Raw genomic sequence first — 17047 nt, forward strand, 5'->3', positions numbered from 1 at the left:
ATTATATTTTAAATTTTATATCCAGTAACTGGAGTTTATTATACAGTGTTTTGCGGTCAATATTCATCAGTCTTGCCGCCTTTGTTTTATTAAATTTCACTTCGCGCAGTACAGTCATAATCTTTTCGTGTTCTGCCTGTTTGGCAATTGCCTTCAGATTAAGATTGTTATCCTGCACCGGCGGGTTCACTTTTTCGACTTTCTTTTGTACAGGCTTATGCAGATCTATCATTTCCTCCGGTAGAACCTGCAGGTCTATTGTATCATTGGCTGGTGTTAACAGACAGGCTCTCCGGATTACATTCTTTAATTCGCGGATATTTCCGGGCCAGCTATAAGTGTTGAAGTACGCCAGTAGTTCCGGAGAGAGTGGACCGGATTTACGCTGCAGTTCATTTTCTGTTTCTTTTACAAATGTTTCAACAAACAGGGGGAGGTCTTCCAGTCTGTTGCGTAAAGGGGGGACCGTCAATGTGAATTCATTCAGCCTGTAAAACAGATCTTCTCTGAATTTGCCCTGGGAGATAGCTTGTGGGAGGTTTTCATTTGATGCAACAATGATCCTGATATCTACCGGTATTTCAATAGAACTACCAACGGGGCGCACTACTCTTTCCTGCATCACCCGTAATAAAGCTACCTGGATGTTATAAGAAAGATTGGCTACTTCGTCAAGGAAAAGCGTACCACCATTTGCTTGCTGAAATGCTCCGGTATTTGCATTGATAGCACCTGTGAATGCCCCTTTCTGATGACCGAATAATTCACTTGCGGCGAGTTCGTTTGTCAGGCTTCCGCAATCCAGTGCAACGAAAGGCATTGTACTTCGTTTACTGCGGCTGTGGATCAAACGGGCAACAGATTCTTTACCTGTACCGGTTTCTCCGAAAATGATCACACTGTAATTTGTAGGAGCGATCAGATTGATCTGCTGATGCAGTTCTTTGGAAGCACTGCTATTACCAAATACGTGTTCTGATTCATGAAGTTTTCCCTGTGCATTTACTACTGTTGATATGGTAACAACAGTAGTAGCTATCGGATCATTATTGTCCCGGATATTATTAACATGAAGGTATGCTTTGTTGGCCAGCAATACGATCTGCTCTGCATTCAGGGGTTTTGTAATATAATCATACACCCCGTTCCTGATGAACTGGATCGCGATCCTTACATCAGGATAGCCTGTCATAATGATGATGGCGGTGTGAGGATTGAGTAGATTAATTTCGCGGGAAAGTGTTGCCCCGTCTTTTTCTTTGTCTTTAAGACGATAATCACAAAAGACAACCTGATAGTGTTTCTCTTTTACCATTTTAAGGGCTGTACTTCCAGACATGGTCACATCTACGTCAAAACCTTCTTTGATCAGGATCTTACGCAGTAATGTACATGTGTGGATCTCATCATCGATTATGAGTATGTTTTTCATAGATTCAAGTTATTGGGGGAAATTTTATCAGGATGTCTTTTATGGAGAGTCTTACTAGTAGCTTCTACCGGAAGGAAAGGAGCGGTCAACGCGTTCTTTGGCAACAGCGACGGAGATATTTCTACCACCCATATTTGTTCCATCCAGTTCTTTTATTGCTTTATTACCTTCTTCATCCTTTGACATTTCTATAAAGCCAAATCCACGGGATACGCCGGTAAATTTGTCCCCAATGATTTTACAAGAAGCAACAGTTCCATAAACGGAAAATGCTTTCTTCAATTCTTCCTCATTGATCTGAGACATGAGGTTTGAAACATAAATTGTCATGATATTTATTTTAAGTGAGAAGATTCGAGTAGGAAACGTAATGCCAGGAACCGATTACCAATGAAAGAATGACTATAATCATCGTTACATAGTTTTTAATACGGACTGATCTCGTTAGAGGACTGATTGGGAGATAAAAACGAGCAAATTCAATAATATGGCTGCAAGAAGCAACGCGCGACTAATAGCAGGAATGTAAGAGAACTTAGTATTTCTATAACAGCGTAAAGGTATCGAAAATAACGCCAGATAAATCATTAGGAGGATAAAATCAAAAATAAAACCGGTAAGGGTACCCTATACTCTTATTTGCTATAAAACGGCCCCTGGCTTTTTTTCAACAAACGTTATCTTATCGCCATATGCAATATGGTATTTATCACAAAAACCAGCATTTACTTCCAGCACATACTGTGCTTTCATAAACGATGGCAGACTTTCTTCAGAAAGAGGAGTGGTATATTTTTGTACAGATACTATTTCTTTGTGATCATCGAGGTAAATAATGTCCAGCGAAATATAGGTGTTTTTCATCCAGAACGCCTGTTGTTCAGCAGCCGGAAAAATAAACAACATCCCCTGATCATCTGTCATTGACTTTCTATCCATCAGCCCCTGCGCTCTTTCCTGGGCACTCGTAGCAAGTTCAATATCAATTTTACGGAGGGTATCATTGTTGACCTTGCTGAGAAAATACAATTCTCCCTCCTTAGTGAACTTAGGCCCACTTTCTGTCATGGTTGCAACAGTGCTCTGTTGGGAGTGTTGACCAGCCCGATTAGCATTGTTCTGACATCCGCCAATGTAAAGGCAAAGTCCTAATTGAAATAACCATTTAGAAGACATCATATTGCTGTTGTTATGATCAACTGGCTAGTTCTTCCTCTGTAAATTCTACATCCGTATAATCCCTGATCTCATTATATAAGGTATCTCTTTCTACAGGTCTTCTGCCGGCCTGCTTAATGAGCATAGCGAGTTGCGCCGTGTTCATAGCAGGTGTCTGTTCTTCGGATCCTGCCATTGAGTAGATTTTGGTGGTATCGTCAATAGTACCGTCAAGGTCATTTACACCAAAAGAAAGGGTGAGCTGCGCTGTATTTCTTCCCAGCATCGGCCAGTAAGCCTTCAGGTGAGGGAAGTTATCCATGTACAATCTGGCAACTGAATACAGTTTCAGGTCTTCTATAATTGATGCTTCCGGTACATGAGACATTTCATTGTCTTTGTTACGGAATTTGAGTGGGATAAAAGTCTGGAAACCATGCGTTTCGTCCTGCAGGGAGCGAAGACGTTCCATATGATCTATGCGATGCTCATATTTTTCAATGTGACCATACAGCATTGTGGCATTGGTATGCATATTCAGCTGGTGGGCTGCTTTGTGAATAGCCAGCCATCCGTCTGCATCTACTTTATCATGTGCAATCTGTGCACGGATATCGGGATGAAAGATTTCAGCACCACCACCTGGTAATGACTGTAAACCGGCTTGATTCAGCCTCCGCATACCTTCTTCAACTGTCAGTTTAGCTTTGCGGAACATGTAATCCAGTTCCACCGCTGTGAATCCTTTCAGATGAAGGTTCGGACGATGTTTCTTTATCTTTTCAATCAGTTCGCAGAAGTAATCCATATTCATTTTAGGATGAACACCACCCACAATGTGGACTTCTGTTACCGGTTGATTATCATACTTTTTTACAATGTCCAGCATCTCTTCGATACTTAATTCCCAACCATCTTCACGATTCTTGTAAAGACGTGAGTAGGAGCAGAACTTACATGTAAAAACGCATACGTTAGTAGGTTCTATATGAAAATTGCGGTTGAAGAAGGTTTTATCACCATGTTTGCGTACCCGCACCATGTTTGCCAGTGCTCCAAGTAAGCCGAGTTCTCCTTTTTCGAATAACAACAAACCATCTTCCGGTGTCAATCTTTCTGATGCTAATACCTTTTCACCTATGATCTTCAATTCTTTATCCAGTCTGGCATCCTGCAGTAATGTGTCTACAGCAGGAAAATCATTTGTAGTCGTCATCGCACTTTTGTTATTTTAATAGTCTTAACCGAATTCCTGTAGATTAATTTTACAAAATAAATACCATTTGGCTCATTTACCAAATCAAAGATGAAACGGTTGCTGCTATTAACGGACGCCCCACGCTGTTTTGCGATTTGTTGTCCTGAACTATTATAGATGGCTATATAATCCAGGTTGGCGGGGGCCTCAAGGAAGGTAATGAACAGCTGATCGCTAACAGGCACAGGACCAACTGTATATCCATGTTCTTTCAGGTAAGGCAGGGTGTTTTTAGTTACCAGATTGATATTATCCAGGTAGATATTGTTCTCTGCATTGCTGATATTCCGGAAAACCACGCGGAACTTGCCCTTTTTGATGATGGGAGTCAGGTTCACAGAGTCTTTGCGCCATTCGGAAGCTGTAGGAATGTATTCTGTCTCAACCGCTTGTTTATGTGTTAGAAAATTAGGACCGCCCTTTTTATATGCACTGTCGAATGTTATACCACAGTCAGAAGTAGTGAGCACCAGGAGACTGTCCCACAGCAGATTATTATTACTGTTTGCTCCGGAGTAAGACGCTGCTGCTACATCAAAGAACAGGAATATCGAATCTTTACCTGTAGGATCGATCTGTGGAGAGAAGATATCATCTATCTCATCATTTACATCATACGCCAGGTTGTGCATCACAATAGATTTGCTACCGGATTTGGCTGCATCGGTGGTCACTTCCCAGGTATAGCTGTTATCATAATTCTTTATTTCCCAGCCTGTTGGTGGAAAGGTGGTGCCTTCAAAACCTTCTGAGAGGGGGAGAGCCCCATCTGCATAGTACTGAAAGGCGAGCGAAGCGGTATCATTAGAAGGATCTTCGTCTTCAATGCCATTGGGCTGAGAGGTGTAAGCCTTCAGCAGGTTAGGTCCTTCTCCGGGAGCGCTGTCCGGCAGGTAAACAGTATCTGTTTTAAGCGCAGCCAGGCTACCTGTCCAGTTATACGACTGTTCGGTATTATTATCTGTCTGGTAGCTGATCTTTACGGAGGTCAGAGTAGTTAAACCCTGATTTTTCAATATGACAAGTGGCGTAATACTGTTTTCGCAGATTTGCCCTGTGGGAGTAATTACCTTCTGAATCATCGCATCGTTCGACAGCAGGTTTAATGGCACACAGCCATCTGAGGTAAGTAGGCCGGGATGATCGTCATTCAGGGAAACACGCATACGGTCTACCTGATCGGAGGTGAACAAAAGCATACAAACATCATCTGAGTAATCCATGTAGTTGTTGAACATGACCCCCGGAGAAGTTTTAGAGCAGCTGTCCACTTTCGGGAAAACGGGGCAGCCGTAAGTATTGTCACCCTGTAAAGGAGTATCATCAATACCATCGTCCTGTGCACAGGCAGATTCATCTCCCCATATATGGCGTAAGGAAAAATAATGGCCTATTTCATGCACTGCGGTACGTCCTTTATTATAAGGAGCAGCTGCAGTACCTGTGTTGCCAAAGGCTGTATAATCTACAACAACACCTTCCTGGTCAGCACTATATAAGCCGGGTATGGTAGCTACGCCCAGATAGTTATTAGCGAGATCACATACCCAAATATTCAGGTAACGCTGGCTATCCCATATATCAGCACCGCCGGTGGTGGTAGATTTAACCGCCTGTCCAGCATTATTGATGCTGAAGTTAGTTTTAGTAGTAGTAACCCTTTCGATACCGTTGGTCGGACTACCATCAGGGGTACGTTGTGCCATACAGAACTGAATCCCGGAATTACCTACCAGGGGCTGCCATGCAGCCGGCAGGGCTGAGATGTCTGTATTGGCTGCGATATAGTCTTTGTTCAGGACGTCTATCTGGGAAAGTATCTGTGCATCCGTCACAACTGCAGGGTTTTTCAGCACAATGTGCACGACTACGGGGATAGTAATGGTACTGTAAGTAGTTTTCAGCAATGCTTTGTTTTGCTTGATTCGTAAGGTAGCTTCTCTGAGACGGGTTTCCAATTGCTGACGTACCTGTAATAAGGCAGGATTATCCTGGATCTTTTGCAGGACAGCAGTTTCTGTACCACAATTACGTTGGGCAAAAACGGGGAATGCATAGAAAATAGTCAGGATAAAGAGGGTAAAATTGCGCAATGTTCAAGTTTGTATGTTAAAATTAGCAGCTTATCCGTAAACTTTCAGAGAAAGTTACAATCTCTTTAGCAGATCCTATATACCGAATCTGCGAAAAGGATTATTCCGACAGCCAAATTGCATTAAAACAATATGGAATATTGTAATGTACCTGGTTAAACGCAATATTGCAAATTTTCGTATTATCAACCGCAATTAGTAATTTTGCCCCTGTTTGTATTTAAGGACAATTATTCAGTATACCCTTTCAAAAGCATTATCCCTTAGTTACCATCACTTTATGTTTAGACTTTTACTGTTAACAGTTTGTTTTTCACTGCTCCTGTTTATTCGTTCTTTTTCCCAGGCTAGTTTTACTGCCCCTGATACTGTGTGCGTTAATAGCCCTGTAAATATTCAGAATACTTCTGTTGGTGCATCTACGTACTTCTGGAATTTCTGTTCTGGCAGTCTGTACGGTACACCCAAAATCACAAATCTTGGTAATGTAGGAGGGCAATTAAATATGCCTTCATTCCTGGCTACTGCAAAAGAGGGGAATAATTATTATGCTTTTGTTGTCAATTTCGGTGGTGGAACTGTAGTCAAATTAGCATATGGTACCAGTCTGCTGAATACACCTGTTGCTACTAATCTGGGTACTTTTGGGGGAGTTATACCTCTTTATACGGAGGGCGTTCAGGTAGTACAGGATGTAAATGGATGGCATGTTATTGTAGTAGGTGGATCAACTTCAGCTAGTTCAAAAATTGTTAAGATTGATTTCGGCTCCTCTCTCGCCAATACTAATCCGGTGATCACTGATTGGGGTAATATTGGAGGAACCCTTTTTTATCCTCAGGACTTGTATATCGTTAAAGAGAATAATAACTGGTATGGATTAACTGTCAATAAGTTCAGTAATTCGGTCACCCGTTTTTCATTTGGAACAGATTTCAGTAACCCGCCAGTAGCTACAAACTTTGGATCCCTGGGTAATCCGAGTGATCCGACAGGTATTTTTGCTATACAGGAAAATGGCAACTGGTATGTGTTTATTACAAATGAGTCGTCAAACGAACTGATAAGGTATGATTTCGGAAGCTCTTTGGCAAATACACCTACCACCAGTAGTCTTGGTAATCCGGGTAATGTGCTGAATGGTCCGAGAGATCTTTGTATAATACACGATTGCGGAGGCATCTTTGCTTTAGCTATTAATCACTTTTCCAATGATCTTGTAAGGCTGGATTTTAACGGAGATATTACCACCACCTCTGCTACTGGTGTTTCGTTGGGAAATGGGGGGAACCTGAGTTTTCCTGTTTCTATTTCTACTATATTCAGAGAGGGAAACAGTTTATATGCGCTTATCACTAATGTAGATAATAACACGCTTTCGAGGCTGGAATTTAACAGTTGTAATAATTCAAGTATTGCTTCTTCTACACTCATCACCGCACCACCTGTTACTTATAACCAGGTGGGTACTTATACAGTGAACCTGCTTACGAATGAGTCATTACCTACACAAAGTACTTTCTGTAAAAATATAGTAGTAATGCCAGTTGTCACGCCGAAGTTGGGAAATGATACTACGATCTGCAATGGTATGTCATTGCAATTAGATGCTGGTGCAGGAGGTCTGCATTATTTGTGGAATACCGGTGCTACCACACAAAAAATTATAGCTTCATCATCCGGTACTTATAGTGTGATAGTGAATAATGGTGGTAGCTGTACAGGAAAGGATACCATTAAGATTACGGTATCCTCCCCAATGAGTCTGAATACACCTGTAGTGACCACTATTGATTGTGGAATACCATACGGGAAAATTGAAGTACATCCAACAGGCGGTACCCGGCCTTATACTTACTATGTGAATGGTACAAACCGTAATCAGGATTCTGTTTACAGTAATCTCACAGTTGGCAGTTATACTGTGAGAGTGGTTGATTCAACAAACTGTGAGGTTTCAATGACACTTTCTGTTTACGAAAATACTGCTGGTATAATCAGAGCTACGGGTACAGGAACTGCGCCCAGCTGTTATGGTAAAACGGACGGAAGTATTGTTATACAAGTACAGAAAGGAATACCTCCTTTTGAATATGCGATTAAAGGACAGCCTTTCCAGACAACTTCTTCGTTTCCGGGCCTGGGACAAGGAACTTACAGGATCTATATACGTAATGCTGTTTGTATTGATAGTGTGGATGTTCAGTTGATAGCACCGGCAGCTTTTAAAATTGGCGTAAATGCGATCAATGAAATCTGTGAGCGGATGAACGGAAGTGTAGCTGTCTCTGCTGCTGGCGGTACTACTCCTTATAGTTTCTACTGGGATAATGTGCTGTTGAAAACATCAAATGTGTCTGGCCTTTCACAGGGGAGTTATGCATTAAGTGTGCGGGATGCCAACAGTTGCGGTGTAGATACCACTATTAACATCTATAACGTGATCATTCCGCCTGTTCACATCATGAATCATGATACTACTATCAACATTGGTGATGTTGTACAATTGAATGCAGTGAATGCAATAGATTATGAATGGACACCAGTAGACGGACTTAGTTGTACTGATTGTTCTTCACCTTTTGCAAAACCATTAAAGCCTGTTACCTATATTGTAAAGACTGTAACAGGATTGAATTGTATACCATCAGATACAATTAGTATCAAATTAACTTATTATCGTTCACTCTATGCACCAAATGCTTTTTCTCCAAATGGAGATGGTCAGAATGATGTATTTCGTGTAAAGGGAAGGGGAGTAGCGATCTACAATTTAACTATATACAACCGCTGGGGACAACTAATTTACAAAACCAATGATATGAATACTGGTTGGAATGGTTTTTATCAGCACGAACTACAACCAGTAGGAGCATATGTATATGCAGTGCAATATGCTTTCTATGGACAGGAATCGAATATGTTAACGCAGAAAGGAACGTTTACATTAATCAGATAGTAAGGAAAGCACCAGAGAGATCTGGTCGCCAGTTATCCATAAAATAAAAGCCGTCCCATTTGAGACGGCTTTTATTTTATGATGTGTTTCCTTATTAAAGATTAGTCTGTATTTTCTTTTCCAAAACTGATCTTGGAGCAGCACCAACCTGTTTGTCAACTACCTGGCCATCTTTAATAAAAAGGATAGCAGGAATGCTGGTGATACCATAGTTGATAGAGAGCTGCGGATTCTGATCCACGTTTACTTTACCTACATTTACTTTACCTGCGTAATCTTTAGACAGTTCTTCGATAACCGGACCAATAGCGCGACAAGGACCACACCACTCTGCCCAGAAATCTATCACGCTCAATTTATCTGAGCTTAACACTTCCGTCTGGAAGTTCGAATCTGTGAATTCTAATGCCATGATATTTTAATTTATGATTATTGTTACATGTTTCGTTTAATACTTCAAGAATTAAACCGAATATATTTACTGCTCTTTTGACAGAGCCATTTTAATCAGATACAGCCTGCAAGGTAGCGCTTTTTTGATCCCCTACTTATTGATAGTTTCTATATAAATATCGATATCCCGCTGTTGGGTCAGATAGTGCGCCAGCTCATCATTCATCTCAATATGCTTATTGAATGTGTGCAGTTTTACGGCCATATCTTTGTCCCTGTCTATCAACTGAAGATATAACTCGCTGGCTCCTGGATACTTGGCAATGTTATCGCAGATAAAATCTACAAACTCACGGGTAATGAACTTAGGCATAGTTACCAACCCTATCTTCTTGGTATGCGTTTTCTTTACTTCCTGCAACAGCTGGATGCTGCCTACTTTGAACTCATATTCGGCGTCATTGAAACGTTTGGCCTTAAATCCACCATTTATAAACAGGCAAAGCCCTGTTTTGAGGTAGGGGGCAAAGCGAATAAAGTCCTCACTCCACAGGGCAAATTCGAATTTACCGCTGTAATCCTCAATGGTCATAATGCCAAATTGGCGGTTGTTCCGGGATATCCTTTCCTGGGCACCGGTAACGTATACAGCCAACCGGAAATTCCTTTCTCTTCCCGCACGGGCATTACCTGGAGTTGACAAGTCGGCATTGTATTCCACCAGGTCCTGCACGGTATTCATATTATAGAACCGGCTCTCAAAACGGTAATCATCCAGTGGATGTCCCGAAATGTAAATCCCGGTCACCTCTCTTTCATTGTTCAGCTTCAGGATCAGCGGCCACGGATCACAAGGTGGGATCTTAGGTGGTTCCACATCCGGTAAATCATCTGCGCCAAACAGGCTGCCTACTGAACTGGAGCCTGCAGATACCTGGTTACCAAATTTTACGATCTTGTCCAGGCCGGTGGTCACATCATTTTCCGGTTTGTAGAAGTATTGGGCACGGTGAAGAGCCGGGAAGCAGTCAAATGCTCCTGACATAGCCAGGGCCTCCAGCGATTTCTTATTAACAGCACGTTGATTTACCCTTTTGATCATCTCAAAGATGTTCTGGTAAGGGCCGTTCTTTCTTTCTTCCAGGATGTTATCTACCGCGTTTTCACCCACACCTTTTAAACCGGCCATACCAAAACGGATCTGTCCTTGTTTATTCACCGCAAAGCCTTTGAAAGACTCGTTTACATCAGGTGGTAATACGTCGATTCCCATCCTTTTAGCTTCCTCCATGAAGAAGGTGATTTTTTCTATATTGCTGGCGCAGTTCAGTACTGACGCCATATATTCTGCAGGGTAGTGGGCTTTCAGATAACCGGTCTGGTATGCTACGAATGCATAACAGGTGGAGTGGGATTTGTTGAAGGCATAGGATGCGAATGCCTCCCAGTCGGTCCAGATCTTATCACAGATTTTCAGGTCATGCCCATTGGCGGCACAACCTTCCATGAATTGTTTCTTCATTTTATCCATCACCGCCTTCTGTTTCTTACCCATCGCTTTACGCAGTACGTCGGCATCTCCTTTGGAGAAGTTGGCGAGTTTCTGACTCAGCAACATCAGCTGTTCCTGATATACAGTAATCCCGTAGGTATCGTTGAGGTATTCCTCCAATTCCGGCAGGTCGTACACTGTTTCTTCCAGTCCGAGTTTACGTTTGATAAACAGTGGTATGTACTCTATCGGACCCGGGCGGTACAAGGCGTTCATGGCGATGAGGTCATCGAACCTGTCCGGTTTCAGTTCACGCAGGTATTTCTGCATTCCGGGCGACTCGAACTGGAACGTAGCGTTCGTTTCGCCTTTCTGATACAATTCATATGTTTTAGCATCATCCAGTGGGATATCATCAATCACGATTTCTATCCCGTGATTCATTTTTATCAGTTCCAGCGCTCCTTTGATAATGGTGAGGGTCTTAAGACCCAGGAAGTCCATTTTGATAACGCCGGCACTTTCAATGATACTTCCTTCAAACTGGGTAACCAGAAGGTCGGAATCTTTGGCGGTGGATACAGGAATCAGGTCGTAGAGATCCTGCGGCGCAATGATAATTCCCGCCGCGTGGATCCCGGTATTACGCACAGAACCTTCCAATACACAGGCTTCACGCAGTACTTCTGCCTGGAGATCATCTCCCTTGATCAGTTCCCTTAGCTTTTTCACATTCTCCATATCTTCCGGCCCCAAACCTTCTTTTTCCACAAGGCTTTTATCACCATCCAACGGTGCGTTGAAGAGGCGGGCAAGCTGGATACCCGGTTTGTCCGGTACCATCTTGGCGAGGATATTGGATTCTATCAATGGCAGGTCCATTACACGGGCCACATCCTTGATACTCATTTTGGCCGCCATGGTACCATAGGTAATGATCTGTGCTACCTGGTTCTTGCCATATTTCTGTACAACGTAGTCAATTACTTTCTGCCGGCCTTCATCATCAAAGTCTGTATCTATATCCGGCATACTTTTACGTTCCGGATTCAGGAAACGCTCAAACAGCAGGTTGTATTTAATAGGATCTATATTGGTGATACCGATACAGTAGGCCACAGCAGAACCTGCTGCAGATCCACGGCCAGGACCTATGAATACGCCGAGGTCACGCCCTGCCTTGATAAAGTCTGATACAATGAGGAAGTAACCGGCAAATCCCATCTTTTCGATAACGTCCAGTTCGAAGTTTATTCTTTCCTCTGCTTCCGGTGTTAATGGATCGTAACGTTTACGGGCACCTTCCATGGTGATGTGACGCAGATACTGATCCTGTGTGAAGAAACCTGCAGGAATCGGGAAGTTGGGCAGCAGAATGTCTCTTTTGAGATCCAGCAGTTCCACCTTATCCACGATCTCATTGGTATTATCAATGGCCTGTGGCAGGTCACTGAACAGTTTGCTCATCTCTTCCGTTGTCTTGAAATAGAACTGGTCGTTATAGAAGGCAAAACGTCTGTTTTTCACAGCCACATCATCGTCAGAAAAATCCTTGTTGGTAGGAGTGCTCTTTTTCTCACCGGTATTAATACAAAGAAGAATATCGTGCGCATTGGCATCAGCCTGATCAACATAATGGGAGTCGTTGGAGGCGATGATTTTCACATTATGTTTGGTGGCAAATTTCAGCAGTGATTCATTTACTTTTTCCTGTTCGGGAATTCCGTGACGCTGCATTTCAACGTAGTAATCCTCTCCAAAAATATCCAGCCACCATTTGAACTCTTCTTCACCGGCCTCTTCTCCTTTTTTCAGGATAGTTCTCGGCACAGAGGCTCCCAGGCAGCACGTAGTAGCTATCAGCCCTTCATGATATTGAACAATCAGTTCTTTATCAATACGGGGATATTTACCATACAGCCCTTCCATATAACCCAGGGAACATAATTTGATAAGATTACGATATCCTTTGTCGTTCTTTGCCAGCAATACCTGGTGATTACGGATATCCTTTTCTTCACGTGTAAAGGCACGTTTAAAACGGTTCTCTACCACATAGAATTCACAGCCTACAATCGGCTTCACTTTCAATCGCTTATCCTTGGGATCTTCCGGGTTCAATTTATTATTGTAGGCTTCTGCCACAAACTGGAATACGCCGAACATGTTTCCGTGATCTGTGATAGCAAGAGCCGGCTGATTGCTGGACATCGCTTTCTTGTACAGGGATTTAATGTCTGCCGCACCATCCAGCAGGGAGTATTGAGTATGAACGTGTAAGTGAGAGAATACCATTTCGCAAAAGTCCGATATTTAGAGCAAGGATAAAAATCGAAGGATTGTAAATTATCCACAATAGTGCAAAACGTAGGGTAACCCTGAGATGTAATCCTGATATTAAGAAAAACGATTATTTTTAGTACCTTGGCTCAAATTTTTTTAACAAGCAGGGATTATGGCAAGAAAAGAACATTTATGGCTGATGATAATCATGTGTGGGCTTATGGCAAGTGCTTGTTCTTCTCTTAAAAAAACCAGCAATACTGCTCGTAGCAACAGTCAGGGGCAGTTCCTGGAAGGTTTCACCACTTCCACAGCTTTCAAAGCTCCCACTGTGAAACTGAAAGTTACATCAACCGGTACTACAGTCGAAAGCGCACAATTGTGGCAATTCAAATATGCACAGCTGCTGGATGTACCTGTAGAAAAGGTAACGAACATGCAATTGTATGGTTTTATTGAAGACTGGTACGGTACACCTTACCGGCTTGGTGGAAAAAACAAAGACGGTATAGACTGTTCTGCTTTCAGTAATACATTACTTACTACCGTATTCAGGGCTTCTTCTTCGGGAACTTCCTCCCAATTATATCAAAAGGCTAAGAAACTCAACGACTACCAGATGAGGGAAGGGGATCTCGTTTTCTTCAAAATTAATCAGAATAACGTATCCCATGTTGGCGTTTACCTTACCAATGACAGGTTTGTACATGCTTCTACCAGTTCAGGTGTAATGATCAGCGATCTGAATGAACCTTACTGGAAAAAGTATTATGCCGGGGGAGGTAGAGTAGAATAGGCCTGAAGTTTGTACATTAGCGCGCTATAAATCAGATAATTATTATCATGTCATTGAAAAATAAATTGCTTTTCTGGAAGCTGAAACTCATCAACCGGAGTGGAGATCAACTGAAAATCAAACGTGTAAAACTGCATAACAGTACTGTAACATTCAGGAAAGGGGAAGAAGTATTACATGCATATCGGGAAATATACAGGGATGGGATCTACACCTTTCCTTCATCTTCTGCAACACCACTTATTTTAGATTGTGGAGCACATATAGGAATGAGTGTTATTTTTTTTAAACAATTATTCCCATCCAGCCGGATTGTTGCCTTTGAACCGGATCAGGAGAGTTTTGACCTGTTAAAGGAGAATGCCAGCCAGTTTAAAGACATTACTCTTGTACAGAAAGCTGTTTGGATCCATAATAACGGTGTCAGCTTTGAGCAAACTGGAGATATGTCCAGCCATATCAATGAAAGTGTAACTACTGCTGTAAAAACGCCTAGTGCGCGTTTATACGATTATCTCGATCAACCTGTAGATATGCTGAAAATGGATATCGAAGGAGCGGAGATTGATGTACTGCTGGATTGTAAAGACCGTCTTCACAATGTGAAAAATATGTTCGTGGAATTTCACGGACGGGCAAATGATCCTGAAAAACTACAAACCTTATTATCCATTTTCCGTGATTGCAAACTGGATTATTATATTAAACCGGCAAATGATTGGGCTCCTCTACCTTTCATGCACATGAAAATGGAAAATACATGGGAAGTTCAGCTGAATATTTTCTGTAAAAAAGCAGATACCTCATTATGATATCTGTTATTATCTGCTCTGCAAATGCTGCCCGTGCTGCAGATGTAACCCGGAATATCACTGCCACCATTGGGGTGCCACATGAACTAATCGTAATAGATAATGCGAAAGCACTGGGCGGAATGTGTGCGGGAAATAATGCAGGGGCGCAAAGAGCCGTATATGATATTTGCTGCTTTGTACATGATGATGTGGCCTTCCTTACGAACGACTGGGGCACACGGGTAATCGCTCATTTTAATGAAGATGAGCAACTGGCATTGATTGGCCTGGCCGGCAGCCGTTATAAAAGTAAAACACTTTCCGGCTGGTATACGGGGCTGCAGGAGGCTGACTGCTGTAATATTTATCAGCGTAAAAAGAATGGAAAAGACAGACAGTTTTATATGCGCCCGGAAGGAATGGAAGGGAAATCCGTACAGGTAAAAACGTTGGATGGTGTATGGTTATGCATGCGAAAACAGGTATGGCAAAAACATCCCTTTAACAGTGAAAGGTTGAATGGATTCCATTTTTATGATCTGGATATCAGTCTGCGGGTTTCATCTTTCTACAAAGTATCAGTGGTATACGATGTGGATGTATCGCATTTTTCGAAAGGTAATTTTGGTGATGAGTGGGTGCTGGGTGCTATCAATTTCCACGAAAATGTAAATAAGGTAACACTACCCTGTAGTGTAGACGGCGTTATATCTCCGCAATGGGAATCAGCTGTGATTCGTGCCTGGTTGCGTCGCTTAAGCATTGAAAAGATTTCCTTTAAAAACAAGAAACTGTGGTGCCGTGCTGCCGGTGCATCCGGTTTAAAAGAGATCCTCCCATTTTATTTTAACTTCTACAAACGGTTGAAAGTAAGGTTACGTCGCGCTATAAAAGGTTCTTAACTCTTTTTACGATAGTGCCATATACCTGCCGTACATCTTCAGAAACCTTTAATTGTAATAACAGGAAAGCATATAATACTACGAAAAATATGCTGCGCACCACGATGTTCAATAGCGGGTTTGATAAGTTGATGGTATAATAGACCAGGAAATAAACAACTACTGGGATCACTATTGCCACCAGGGTTTTCCACGTAAAAGGCTGCAGGTTATATACTTTCCAGAGGAAGGCATAACGTAAACCGTTAAAGATGGTACGGGATAAAAGGGTGGCATATGCTGCGCCAATCATACCGAAATATTTAATCAGGAAATAGGTGATGGGCAATGTACATATGAGCAGAACCATATTGGAATACAACTCAAATTTCCATCTGCGTGAATTGATGATAATGGCACTGTTCATGCCTGTTCCCAATTCAATAACCTGATAAATGCCCAGAGCAAAAACAACCGGCTTCCCTAAGTAATAGATAGGGTCCGGCTTTATCAGTTTGAATACATCATCGTAATTGATCCAGATGGCTGTAAAGATAAAAGCCCCGGCTATCAACAGATTCAGTGAGGTTTTCCGGTATACACTATCCAGTTTCGCCATATCCTTGACTTTCCATGCCTGGGCAATAACAGGGCTGGATATACTTGCTGCTGTGCGGTATGGAACCACAATAATAGAAGCTATATATTGAGCAATCATGAATACCGCTGCATAATCCAGTCCGCTAAAACTGGATATGATAATACCATCAATGGTGGTACTGAGTATAGTAATCACACTACCGGCTAGGATGAAAAGAGTATAAGGTAACATCTTATTCCATAGCCTTCTCGTGAGAGTGCTGATGTTAAAGGACATATTGAGTTGCTTAACATACAGCAGGTACACCAGCAGAACGGCGAATATGCCTGCATACTGCCAGCTAAAGAGCACGGCATACGTATGGAAAGAAACGAGTTTTGTTATAAAAAGGATAATAAGTATCGTATTGAAAAAACGGAACAATACCTCTTTCAGAAAGTTGGGCAGTACTGCTTTATTTAAATTCCATGCATGCGCTTCCAGTATCTGGAAAAATACAAGGAAAAAGGTGAGGGGGTAAACCAGGTAAAAGTAATTAATCAATAAAGGCGCTTTCACTATAAATTTCCTGACAATCAGCGGCTCTATTAAAGGGGATACTGCCAATAGCAGCAAACAGGCAAGGCCGGAGAAGAAAAACGCAATTGTAAGCAGGTCACTTTTGTTCTCTTTATGGAAGTGGCGATAGTAAGGGTAGAATTTTGTTACAACAAAATTGGTACCCAGCATTGTGAAGCTACTTAACAACATTGCAATATCAATCAGCACACGTGTAAGACCTACGTAATCTGTCCGGAAGAATTTGAAATAAAGAAAGATATTTATCGCTCCTAACAGAAACCCGAAGTAAATGATGATCGTTGTGATAATACCTTTTTTCCTGATGGAACTCATATCTATAGCCGCC

The 17047-nt window shown here is 42.0% G+C and carries 12 protein-coding genes; 4 read left to right on the forward strand and 8 right to left on the reverse strand.

Annotated features, from left to right (window positions below):
- Position 1 precedes the first annotated feature (1 nt).
- The 5 genes from BM176_RS13980 to BM176_RS14000 form a co-directional block, all read right to left on the reverse strand.
- A complete protein-coding gene (locus BM176_RS13980; protein ID WP_090103983.1) occupies positions 2 to 1432 on the reverse strand; it encodes a sigma-54-dependent transcriptional regulator in 1431 nt (476 codons plus the stop codon).
- 54 nt (positions 1433 to 1486) lie between these two features.
- Complete coding sequence (locus tag BM176_RS13985) at positions 1487 to 1762, reverse strand: RNA recognition motif domain-containing protein (RefSeq protein ID WP_090103985.1); 276 nt, start codon at positions 1760 to 1762, stop codon at positions 1487 to 1489.
- 312 nt (positions 1763 to 2074) lie between these two features.
- Entirely contained in the window at positions 2075 to 2611 is a 537-nt protein-coding gene (locus BM176_RS13990) for a DUF192 domain-containing protein (protein ID WP_090103987.1), read from the reverse strand.
- Positions 2612 to 2627: 16 nt separating this feature from the next.
- Positions 2628 to 3806: an aminofutalosine synthase MqnE gene (mqnE, locus tag BM176_RS13995; protein WP_090103988.1), complete on the reverse strand. Its 1179-nt coding sequence runs from the start codon at positions 3804 to 3806 to the stop codon at positions 2628 to 2630.
- A complete protein-coding gene (locus BM176_RS14000; protein ID WP_090103990.1) occupies positions 3803 to 5941 on the reverse strand; it encodes a M43 family zinc metalloprotease in 2139 nt (712 codons plus the stop codon). The genes mqnE and BM176_RS14000 overlap by 4 nt, the downstream gene beginning before the upstream one ends.
- Positions 5942 to 6221: 280 nt before the next feature.
- Between BM176_RS14000 and BM176_RS14005 the strand changes: the two genes are divergently transcribed.
- Positions 6222 to 8900, forward strand: coding sequence for a gliding motility-associated C-terminal domain-containing protein (locus tag BM176_RS14005; protein WP_090103992.1), 2679 nt, complete (start codon positions 6222 to 6224; stop codon positions 8898 to 8900).
- 94 nt (positions 8901 to 8994) lie between these two features.
- Here BM176_RS14005 and trxA read toward each other — a convergent pair whose 3' ends face one another.
- On the reverse strand, positions 8995 to 9312 hold the full coding sequence (gene trxA, locus BM176_RS14010; protein WP_090103994.1) for a thioredoxin: 318 nt from the start codon (positions 9310 to 9312) through the stop codon (positions 8995 to 8997).
- Between the two features lie 132 nt (positions 9313 to 9444).
- Positions 9445 to 13080, reverse strand: coding sequence for a DNA polymerase III subunit alpha (gene dnaE / locus BM176_RS14015; protein WP_090103996.1), 3636 nt, complete (start codon positions 13078 to 13080; stop codon positions 9445 to 9447).
- Positions 13081 to 13240: 160 nt separating this feature from the next.
- On the opposite strand from dnaE, the gene BM176_RS14020 reads away from it, so the two are divergent.
- The 3 genes from BM176_RS14020 to BM176_RS14030 are packed head-to-tail and all read left to right on the forward strand — an operon-like array spanning position 13241 to position 15560.
- Positions 13241 to 13864 carry a C40 family peptidase gene (locus BM176_RS14020; protein WP_090103998.1) on the forward strand — a complete coding sequence of 208 codons (624 nt, stop codon included), beginning with the start codon at positions 13241 to 13243 and terminating at the stop codon, positions 13862 to 13864.
- Positions 13865 to 13911: 47 nt separating this feature from the next.
- Entirely contained in the window at positions 13912 to 14676 is a 765-nt protein-coding gene (locus tag BM176_RS14025; protein WP_090104000.1) for an FkbM family methyltransferase, read from the forward strand.
- Positions 14673 to 15560 carry a glycosyltransferase gene (locus BM176_RS14030; RefSeq protein WP_090104001.1) on the forward strand — a complete coding sequence of 296 codons (888 nt, stop codon included), beginning with the start codon at positions 14673 to 14675 and terminating at the stop codon, positions 15558 to 15560. The genes BM176_RS14025 and BM176_RS14030 overlap by 4 nt, the downstream gene beginning before the upstream one ends.
- Here the strand turns inward: BM176_RS14030 and BM176_RS14035 are convergent.
- Complete coding sequence (locus tag BM176_RS14035) at positions 15544 to 17034, reverse strand: oligosaccharide flippase family protein (protein ID WP_090104003.1); 1491 nt, start codon at positions 17032 to 17034, stop codon at positions 15544 to 15546. The two genes, BM176_RS14030 and BM176_RS14035, sit on opposite strands and share 17 nt — an antisense overlap.
- Between the last annotated feature and the right edge of the window lie 13 nt (positions 17035 to 17047).

It is taken from the genome of Chitinophaga sp. CF118 (assembly GCF_900112615.1).
In the GTDB taxonomy this organism is placed as follows: Bacteria; Bacteroidota; Bacteroidia; order Chitinophagales; family Chitinophagaceae; genus Chitinophaga.

Bases quoted from the DNA above. Each gene is read 5' to 3' on its own strand.
- BM176_RS13980 (WP_090103983.1), bottom strand. From the start codon at position 1,432: ATGAAAAACATACTCATAATCGATGATGAGATCCACACATGTACATTA.
- BM176_RS13985 (WP_090103985.1), bottom strand. From the start codon at position 1,762: ATGACAATTTATGTTTCAAACCTCATGTCTCAGATCAATGAGGAAGAA.
- BM176_RS13990 (WP_090103987.1), bottom strand. From the start codon at position 2,611: ATGATGTCTTCTAAATGGTTATTTCAATTAGGACTTTGCCTTTACATT.
- mqnE (WP_090103988.1), bottom strand. From the start codon at position 3,806: ATGACGACTACAAATGATTTTCCTGCTGTAGACACATTACTGCAGGAT.
- BM176_RS14005 (WP_090103992.1), top strand. From the start codon at position 6,222: ATGTTTAGACTTTTACTGTTAACAGTTTGTTTTTCACTGCTCCTGTTT.
- trxA (WP_090103994.1), bottom strand. From the start codon at position 9,312: ATGGCATTAGAATTCACAGATTCGAACTTCCAGACGGAAGTGTTAAGC.
- dnaE (WP_090103996.1), bottom strand. From the start codon at position 13,080: ATGGTATTCTCTCACTTACACGTTCATACTCAATACTCCCTGCTGGAT.
- BM176_RS14020 (WP_090103998.1), top strand. From the start codon at position 13,241: ATGGCAAGAAAAGAACATTTATGGCTGATGATAATCATGTGTGGGCTT.
- BM176_RS14025 (WP_090104000.1), top strand. From the start codon at position 13,912: ATGTCATTGAAAAATAAATTGCTTTTCTGGAAGCTGAAACTCATCAAC.
- BM176_RS14030 (WP_090104001.1), top strand. From the start codon at position 14,673: ATGATATCTGTTATTATCTGCTCTGCAAATGCTGCCCGTGCTGCAGAT.
- BM176_RS14035 (WP_090104003.1), bottom strand. From the start codon at position 17,034: ATGAGTTCCATCAGGAAAAAAGGTATTATCACAACGATCATCATTTAC.